This window comes from Stenotrophomonas sp. UBA7606 (assembly GCF_002477705.1).
Lineage (GTDB): Bacteria > Pseudomonadota > Gammaproteobacteria > Xanthomonadales > Xanthomonadaceae > Stenotrophomonas.
Map to the genome: position 1 here is coordinate 24,787 of NZ_DLJW01000071.1, position 9,106 is coordinate 33,892.

6 protein-coding genes are annotated in these 9,106 nt (G+C 56.8%); 3 read left to right on the plus strand and 3 right to left on the minus strand.

Features of this window, described 5'->3' with window-relative positions:
• Positions 1 to 266: 266 nt before the first annotated feature.
• The 3 genes from B2527_RS09615 to B2527_RS09625 are packed head-to-tail and all read right to left on the minus strand — an operon-like array spanning position 267 to position 4,717.
• Positions 267 to 3,143 (minus strand): TonB-dependent receptor, encoded by a 2,877-nt coding sequence (locus B2527_RS09615; RefSeq protein ID WP_293708795.1) that lies wholly within the window; start codon positions 3,141 to 3,143, stop codon positions 267 to 269.
• Between the two features lie 18 nt (positions 3,144 to 3,161).
• Entirely contained in the window at positions 3,162 to 4,160 is a 999-nt protein-coding gene (locus B2527_RS09620; protein ID WP_293708797.1) for a FecR family protein, read from the minus strand.
• The gene (locus tag B2527_RS09625) at positions 4,157 to 4,717 is read right to left on the minus strand and encodes an RNA polymerase sigma factor (protein ID WP_293708799.1); all 561 of its coding nucleotides are present in this window, start codon (positions 4,715 to 4,717) and stop codon (positions 4,157 to 4,159) included. Before B2527_RS09625 ends, B2527_RS09620 begins: the two co-directional genes overlap by 4 nt.
• 1,473 nt (positions 4,718 to 6,190) lie before the next feature.
• On the opposite strand from B2527_RS09625, the gene B2527_RS19585 reads away from it, so the two are divergent.
• The 3 genes from B2527_RS19585 to B2527_RS09640 form a co-directional block, all read left to right on the plus strand.
• On the plus strand, positions 6,191 to 6,529 hold the full coding sequence (locus B2527_RS19585; protein WP_414717057.1) for a sensor histidine kinase: 339 nt from the start codon (positions 6,191 to 6,193) through the stop codon (positions 6,527 to 6,529).
• Between the two features lie 86 nt (positions 6,530 to 6,615).
• On the plus strand, positions 6,616 to 7,335 hold the full coding sequence (locus tag B2527_RS09635; RefSeq protein WP_293708803.1) for a response regulator transcription factor: 720 nt from the start codon (positions 6,616 to 6,618) through the stop codon (positions 7,333 to 7,335).
• Between the two features lie 680 nt (positions 7,336 to 8,015).
• A partial coding sequence (locus B2527_RS09640) for a tandem-95 repeat protein (RefSeq protein WP_293708805.1) occupies positions 8,016 to 9,106 on the plus strand: 1,091 nt, incomplete at its 3' end.

Consider the following 9,106-nt stretch of genomic DNA (forward strand, 5'->3'; position numbering starts at 1 on the left):
GAGATCAAGGCAAGACGACGGTGGCCATGGCCAGCCGGAGGTTCGACCTGGCTCCAGCCGAGATCGAAAACGGAGGCGAGGACGGGCAACCCGGCATGGAGAAAGCGCTGCGAGAGTTACCATCCTGTACGCCTCGCGAGGGGATGTTTGCATGGTAACGATCTTCCTCGTAATCGCCGAGGATCTTTGTACGCCCTGGAACTACAACTTTGGGTAGAGGCGACGTGAATCAACAGAGTGTGCACTGGAACTGCAACAAAACAGATTCAGAAACGATATGTCGCAGCGAGCGTGAAGTAGCGTCCGTAAACGTCGTCGACGGATGCATTGTAGCCTCCGGTGTAAAAGCGATAGTTCGTGGGGCGGCTATCAAGGAGGTTGTTGACAACGAGCGCATAAGACCAATTTTCCGGACCTGAGTAGCGAACGTTAAGGCCCAAAAGCGTGCCGGAAGGATTTCTGCACTTGCCGACATCACGATTCTCCTTCGGGCAAATTTCGTTGGCGGAATAGGCAAACGATGAGCCGAAATGGCGCACGGTCAAGGTCGTAGCCCAGTGGCCGAGCCGCCATTGCACGTCTCCTAGCAAGTTCAACTTGGGCGTTTCATGTCCGGCGCGTTCGACGGGCTCAGGTTCGACGATGGTCGAAGTGATGTACTTGTTGAGATGGTGTGCAGCCACGCGGAAACGAAGTTCGCCAAGGTCATCGTGCCGAATTAGATAGCTGGTCTCGAGTTCCCATCCTTGGGTCTCGGATCTGCCGATATTGGCCAGGTAGCGATTGGCACGATAGAGCACTCCCTCGGCGTTGCGAACAAGGCCATCCGGGAAAAGGGAGGGATAGCTGAAAGCATCTGCAATGCCGAATTCGTCGCTGCGTGAAACCTGATACCAGTCCAGGTTCGTGCTGAATGCATGCGTTGGGGCCCAGGCCACGCCGAGGGTCCGGCTACGCGAAAACTCGGCGCGCAGGTTTGGGTTGCTGCCCACACCGTACTCAACACGGCATCGCCCCGGCTCAACCTGGATGCAGGGCATCAGCTGGGGAGTGGCGCGCATTGACAGGGTTTGGGTCATGCTATCGAACGGCACGCGTGCATCATTCAGGCTGGGTGCCCGGTAGCCTTTGCCAAAGCTGGCGCGTGCCAAAAAGGTTCGACTTGGAGTCCACTTGAAGCCAAGCCGTGGTGATGTGTTGGATTTGAAACCCTGGTGATGATCCATGCGCGCAGCCAAGTCGACCTGCAGCGTCCGATGCAATGGCAAAGTCAGTTCGGCGAAAACGCTGGAATCGCGGCCATGAAGGTTGTACGGCTCAACGACTGTGGAACCCAGTGCAACTTCATCATTGACCTGTAAGGGGTCCGGGGTGCTCCGGCGCCGGGTGAAAGTGACTGCTGCTCCGACCACGATCTGTGCAGCCAAATCAAAGGCTTCATACAACGGACGGTCCGACGTGGCTTCCAGCGTGCTGACTGAATAGTATCCAGTGGGGTGAATGGAGTCCCTTATCGCGTTTGCGAACGCGCTATTGTCCGATCCATCAAGGCGGAGGTGATTGATGTTTTCCGCCAACTTCGACCGAAGCAGAATGTTATCAGTCGCACTACGCACCCGACTCTCACTATGAGAGAGGCCGATGTCCCAGTTCCATCCGAGAGCCAACCCGTCCATGCCGATGGATACGTCATTGGTGACGCTGATGGTGCGGTTTCTAGGGGCCCCGAGTTCATAGAAGGCGTAGTTGACATCCGAGCCCGGAGCCGGAGCCAGTGCATAGTCCGGATGAGTGGGGTTGATTCGGAGAAAACCATAGACAGGAGAGGACTGCAGTGCCTGTTCGCTCTGCGTCCGCAGGCCGGAGAAATAAAGTGACGTGGAGTTATCCAGGTCCTGAGCCCACCGGATGTATACGGATCTGTTTTCTGTCGCGGGCTGCAATGTTCGGTATCTAGCGGAGTCAAAACGGCAATAGGGAGAGTCTGGGTTCTCTCCCGTGGCTTGGCATTGCGGAAGTGAGCCTAAAGGAACTCCGAGTTGGGTCGAGAAGCCGATGAGTTGTCGATCGTCAGGTAGCCCGAATCGGGAACGATTATTGGTGTGCCAATCACGACGGTCGCCACCGAGTTCGTCCTGCGAAGATGTATCCGCCGCAAGCAATAGATGCCCGCCCGTCTGTGTTCGCACTCCAAAGATTGCCGACGCTTGATGTGACAGCGCGTCTCCTCGTTGTGACATGCCAAGGTGTGATGTGGCCTCTCCTCCCTCATGATCTTTCTTCAGGATGATGTTGATGGTCCCTGCCATAGCGTCCGCGCCATAAATTGCAGAGGCGCCACCGCGCAGGATCTCAATGCGATCAATGAAACTCAAAGGAATGCTGTTCAGATCAACGAGCCCCCCGAGGTCGTTGGAAGCGAGCCCGAATGGAGCGATGCGCTTACCGTTCAATAGAAAGAGCGTTGCCCTGGGGCCAAGTGAATAGAGACTGGCGCTGGAGGCAACGACGGTTGGGTAGTTTCTTCCTTCGCTGGAGACGCTTATGGGGTGATGGCTCACCAGCCCAGGGCGTTCACCTAACAGGGCGTAGAGGGTTTCCTGCCCGCTACGCTCGATGTCGTCCGCTGTTATGACGGTCAACGGGACAGACAACTCAAGAGAGGCCTGCGGTACGCGCGTGCCGGTTACGGTGACCGTGGCGAGCTCGGCCACGCCCGCATCAACGACCGCTTCCGGAGTGCTCACTGTACTGACCGCAGGTACCTGCCTCCTGATGCTTCGCAGTAGATAAGTGTTGGAGTCCACGGCGACCGCCGTCAATCCGTGCTCGGCCAACAGCCGTGCGAGTGCGGCAACAACGGTGTGATTGCCATGCAAACCGCCGCTGTGTTTGCCGCGCACCAGCACGGACGAATAGAGCAGCTGGACCCTTGATTGGTGCGCAAAGGACTGCAGCGCCCCATCAAGTGTGCCCGCGCCGATCTCATACCTGGAAGGGGCGGAAGCGCGGGCCTGCTCTGCGGCGACGCCCTGCGTGGCAATTGCCGAAGATGCCAGAAGAAGCAGCCGAGCCAAGCTTTCCCTGACGGCACCACGAAGCAATGCCGTCAGGCGGCATTTGCTGCAAGAAATGATCGTCATAACGCAATGCCCGAGGCCCTACTGCTGCAGCTCAGACAACTCGATCCGATTGTTGCCGATGGATTGCGCCTGTAATCCCCATCCCTCGCGAAGGGCTGAGAGCAGCGCAGGCTGGTCGCTGGCATTGAATGCACCGCTGACCTTGATCTCTCCAAGTTCGCTCTGGGACAGTACCAGCTGGTCACTGGAGTATCGATTGAACTCCGCTATCAAGTCCGCCAGGCGCTCTTCTTTGAAAACAAGGCGTCCTTGTGTCCAACTCTCCGCGTGATCGGGTTCAATGGTTCGGGGAGACTCAAGTTTCCCTTCCGCGTCATACGTCAGCTCCTGCATTGGACGCAGCTCAATGGCATCACGGTGGGGGCCGGCTTCCGTGCTTACAATCACGCGCCCTTCCAGTAACGCAACAGAGGTGCCGTCATCCAGCTGCTTTACCTGGAAGACAGTGCCCAACGCACGAATGCTGCCGATTCCCGAGGTCACCACGAAGGGGCGATTTCCATCGTGCGCGACATTGGCCTGGATCTGCCCTCTCAGTAGAGTGACATGTCGCTTCGCGGGTTGGTAGGACACTTGGATGCGGGTGTTGGTATCCAGAAGCAGGGTGGATCCGTCCGGAAGGTCGAGATGGCGCTGCTTGCCGACTTCCGTCGCATACTCGGTCGGGGACGAGGTGGTTCGAGAATCAGTGAGAAGCCAGAGCCCTCCGCATACGGCGAGAAGCAGGGCCGCAGCCCAGGCAAAGGAACGGTGCACGGTGCGCTTGCGTCGAGCAATCGACACGTGGCTGGCGGGGGCCGGCGTCATCTCTCGCAGCCTTGGATCCGCTTTCAGTATCCCGGTCAGCTGGTGAATGTGTTCAGCCTCAGCGTAGTCGAGTACGTTTTGTGGGGACACGGCCAGCCAATCCTCGAAAGCAGCGTGATCAGTCGCGTTGCATTCGGGTGACAGCAGGCGTGCCAGCCAATCTGCCGCCGAAGAGGGAAAATCTTGGAGAGGCGAGGGCGTAGTGTTCACGGGCGCTGCTCCAATACGCTCACAGGATGTGTTTGATCGGAGAGCAGCTTCCTTAACGCATTCAGTGCTTTCCCGATATGTTTCTCGACCGTTTTGACTGAGATGTCGCAATGTTTCGAGATCTGGCTGTAACTCATTCCTTCAATACGATTGAGCAGGTAGATTTCCCTGCAGCGTTCGGGAAGACGGCTGATCGCGGCTCGGACACGCGCAAGCTCCTCTCTGTCTTCAGCCCATTGTTCCGGACGTGGCATTTCGTCCCAAATGCCATGGACCTGGAGTTCCATATCGGAAAGGGATGTCTGATGGAGGGGGGGCTGCCGGCGCCGAGAATCGTGGAGCGCGTTGAGCGCGATTCGGTACAGCAGCGGCTTCAGGGCTTCGACTGGGGAGTCGCGATAGCGTGTCAACTTATAGAGGCTCTCCTGCGCGATGTCTTGGGCATCATCCAGGGAAATCCCGCGTCCACGCAGAAAGCTGATCAGCATCGGGCGCTGCTCGCCCAGAAATCTCTCGAAGAGGGGCGGGCAGATGTTGGCGTCTAAAGTGACACTCATTTGCCCTCGTCCGCGGAAGTGATCGTCTTTGTCACCAATTCTAACCAGCCGCCAACGCAATTTCACCACCTGGGAGCTGCGGGTGACGGTTGTCGTTTTCGGCTCAGCGAAAGGTCCCTCCTCTTGCTCTCCCTTCGCTAGATACGAAGGTAGGGAGGAGGGGGGCAATTTGCGTTTCAAGTGATTGCGGGTAATTGCGTTCTGGCGAATAGCCAGATATTTGGGCAGGGACTTGAAGATCGAACGCTGGGTTCCTCCGGAAGCGGGCTGCCGTGGAGGTAGGGAGGAGGGGGCGGTTCTGCGTTTCTAGGAGGGCTTCGATCTCGGCGGATGAGGATGATGGAGAACATGGCGGAGTGCGTCCGGGCAGCGCAGCCGCAGCCGAATTCGATCCTCAAAGGCAGCAAGGTAGGCTCTTTTATCAAACGCTTTAATATTTTCTATATTCTCAAGCGATGGCTCATCAGCGCTCCGGTTGACGACCCCGTTGATAGGCGCAATGCACCATTCCTGCAAGTGCTGCTGATATTTCTCGGAATATTCATTCCTCTCAACAAGTCTCTGTTCCTGTATGCAGTGCTTAGTGGTCAGTGGTCTGGGCCTGTAGCCAATTTGAGAGTCCTGGTCGTAGATCTCTCAACCGATGTGCTGATGACGCTTGCGATGTGGACGGGAGTTTGGTTGATTCGAACAGGGCGCTTCCGTTGGAGCCTGCGGTTGTTTCTTGCCGTTGTGCTGCTATCCATGGCGGCAAGTTACGTCGCAACCGGGGTTGCTGGCCTTCCGTTCGATCCAATGCCGATTATCTTGCTGGCGCTTGGTGGCCTGATTCTGGGCCGACGGGCATTGTGGCTGACTTTCTCAATGTTACTGATGGTACTGATAGCCACGCTGATTGTGGATTCTTCGCGTGCAGCTCTCGGCGCAGGTGCTATGCAAATAGGTGGATTGGGTAAGGCGCTTTCGCTGGCCGGTGTCTGGTTGATCATCGCGATCATATTTGATCGGACTGTCGCTGCACTACGTCATAGCTTGGATGAATCGAATGCCCGTGGGCGCGAGCTTGAACTGGCATATAGGAAGCTCCAGGAGGAAACCCGTGAACGAGAGCGCGCGCGTGGCCAACTTATCCATGCACAAAAGATGGAGGCCATTGGACGGCTTGCCAGTGGTGCGGCGCATGACTTCAATAATGTCTTGAGTATCATCCTTGGTTATGCCGCACAGCGGGATAGTCTGGCGGATAGTGGGACAAAAGCACTCTACGATGCGATGGAGGCGGTGGATATCGCGGCCAAGCGGGCTTTGGCTATTAGCCGTAAGTTATTGAACTTTAGCAGGCAAGAGGTTGCGAACCCCGAAGTTTTTGACGTGCGCTTTTTGCTGCAGGAGCTGCTGCCGATGCTTAAGCAACTGTTCGGATCAAGGGTTCGGCTGGGTTTGGATTGCGCGGATAGCGCATTGCCCGTGCGCATGGATGTCGACCACTTTGGATTGGCGATCATAAACATTGCCGCGAACTCCCGGGACGCGATCGCCGACATCGGAACGTTCCACATCCAAGCAGAAAGATCAGATGCGGCTTGGGTATCCCTGACATGTTCCGATGATGGAGTTGGTATGTCAGAAGACGTACGCATGCAGGCATTTGAAGCTTTCTTTACGACTAAACCCAGCGGTATGGGAACTGGCCTGGGTTTGTCCGTCGTACGCGACATGATTGTGCAAGCGGGAGGCAAGGTCGAGTTCGATACTCAGCCGAAGCGTGGCACAACCGTGAGGATCCTTCTTCCTCTCGCCGTCGGTTCCTGAAGCTGCCTTAAGGTTGAGGCGAATTCTGGAAAGGCAGTGGACCCAGGCCGGCAGGACTGCCTCGATACAGTCCTGCAGTATTCGATATGATGATGCAAGGAACCGCCCCCGAGAAGATGACCTTGTTGCCGCGCCTCGCAATTGTGGAAGATGACGAAGAGCTTCGGGAGAAGATCATGGTTCCTATTCTCCGAAATGCTGGGTTCGATGCTATCGGGCTTGCGAGCGCATTGCAGTTCTATCGCATGTGGGCTGGATCCCCAGTTGACCTTGTTCTTCTGGATGTGGGTTTGCCGGATGACGATGGTATCGATATTGCCAGGCATATGCGCGGCCTTTCGCCTTCGTTGGGAATCGTCATGTATACCGGGCAGGGAACGACTTCGGAGCGCCTGCGAGGGTTGCGTGCCGGCGTAGATGCCTACCTGGTGAAGCCGACGGAGATGGATGAGGTGATTGAAACCTTACGTAACGTCCATCAACGGCGTGTGGGTCATGAGTCTCAAGCAGCACATCCTGGTACATGGGTCCTGGACAGGAATGGTTGGGCTCTTTTGACGCCTGCGGGCGTCGCATTGACCCTGAATCAAGCCGAGCGCCAAGTGATGAGGATGCTGGTGGCAACTCCAAATGTGCCAGTGTCCCGTGAGGCGTTGATAAAGAATCTGACAGCTGATGCCGACGGCTTTGATCCGCATCGGCTCGAGATGCTGATCTATCGCCTGCGCAGAAAGTGCATCGAGAACTCGGGGGAGGCGCTGCCTTTGCAGGCGGTGAGAGGGGCCGGGTACCTGTTTGAGCCCTGACAGGCATATCGCTTCGTCTCTTTGCGGACACGCTTCTCTGTGAGGAGTCGTCTGAAGGTTGCAGGACCGAGAGTTTCCACGAAAACCAGGCCGATGCGATAGCAGTTGCATGCTGGCGTTGCCTTGCTCACGCAATGTGAGCAAAGGTGAGTAACTCGGGATTGATGATCTCCAGGTGCAAACCTAGATTGCCTTTGCTTTCCACGTGTTTCGTACAAGCCAGAGGCTTTTTCGTTCACGGGGAGAATGGGGGCAGGAGAAGCGCATTCCGCAAGGTGTCTTCTGCTGCACATCTTGGCAATGGACGGTACTGCGGTGGACGACATCATGCCTTTGGGCATATGGCGCACCGCCCTGGTTTTGAAAGGGGGCAGGTATGACGCTGCGGCGGGTATCGCCGTGGAAAACACCGCTGAGTGCAACTCCTGCAGGGCCTTTGTTCGCGGGAGTCAGCCATTGAGGGGTGTACAGGGCGTTATACGCACTGGTCGTCCGTTTCGAATTCAACGCCAACGTTGCAGCCAAACGGTGGTTTTTTACTTGCGCTACCGACCGTCGGCGGTGGTGGCAGTGTGCTGATAAGTGATGTCTTCGCCTGTGACCTGCCTTCGCGGTTTGATGCACGGGGTAGTGGTTTGAGTCGGTGAAAAAATTTCAGAAGTCTTATAACGAGGGAAAGCATGAATACGGAAGTCATCGCCAAGTCGTCCGGCAAAATTGCGGTTGTTGATTCTGGGGATTTGGCGCTCGCCCAGCCCAGCATCGTCAAGATCAAGGTCGGTCCCGAGACGGTTGAGCGTTTCGAGCAGGTCGGTAGTGACCTCCTGATTGTCCTCAAGGATGGCAGCACGCTGACCATTCGCGGCTTCTTCGTTCAAGACGATGAAGGTCACCGTAGTGACCTGGTTCTGGAAGATGTGGAAGGCGTGCATTGGTGGGGGCAGTACACCAGTCCCTGGTCTGACTTCCACTTTGCCGAAATCCAGGAAGACCTCGCTGCCGCTGGGTTTGTCCCGCCCGCAGCAGGCCTGCCGGCTTGGGCAATCGCCGCACTGGCGCTTGTCGGTGCAGGTGCTGTCTATGCAGCAGTCGACGATGGCGACGATGACAAGCACAGCAATCGGCCGCCAGAATCGCCGGATTACGCGCACACTGTCGCGGAGAATGATCCAGTGAGCGGTCGTGTTGTTGGCGTTGATGCGGATGGTGATGCGCTGACTTATGCCGTCACTACGCAGCCGGTGAATGGCACGGTTACAATCAATCCACAGACCGGCGAGTACACCTATACGCCGAAGCCTGGCTACAACGGTCAAGACGCATTTGTCGTCACCGTAACGGACGGTCATGGTGGCAGCAGCACCAGCACCGTCAATATTGACGTTACTCCGGTCAATGACCTGCCAGTGCCGGTGGATCCCAACGAAGGTCTGGAGCCCGGTGATCCGGGCTATATCCCCGGCCAGAGCTTCGATCCGGACTCAGGCGACTATGAGGTCACTACGCCGGAAGACACCGCTATCGACGGCAAGATCACCGCTACTGACGCTGATGGTGATCAGCTTACGTATGTGATCGGAGAGCCCCCGCTGAATGGCACGGTTACCATCGACCCTGAGACCGGCGAGTACAGCTATGTGCCGGCTCCGAACTACAACGGCACTGATGAGTTTACCGTTGTCATTGATGACGGCGAAGGCGGGACCACCACCAGTAAGGTCACCATCACCGTAACACCGGTGAATGATCCGCCGGTGTTTGAAGACCCGAA

Excerpts from the sequence above, each read along its gene's own strand:
- B2527_RS09625 (WP_293708799.1), bottom strand. The coding sequence starts at position 4,717 with ATGAGTGTCACTTTAGACGCCAACATCTGCCCGCCCCTCTTCGAGAGA.
- B2527_RS09615 (WP_293708795.1), bottom strand. The coding sequence starts at position 3,143 with ATGACGATCATTTCTTGCAGCAAATGCCGCCTGACGGCATTGCTTCGT.
- B2527_RS09635 (WP_293708803.1), top strand. The coding sequence starts at position 6,616 with ATGATGATGCAAGGAACCGCCCCCGAGAAGATGACCTTGTTGCCGCGC.
- B2527_RS19585 (WP_414717057.1), top strand. The coding sequence starts at position 6,191 with ATGGATGTCGACCACTTTGGATTGGCGATCATAAACATTGCCGCGAAC.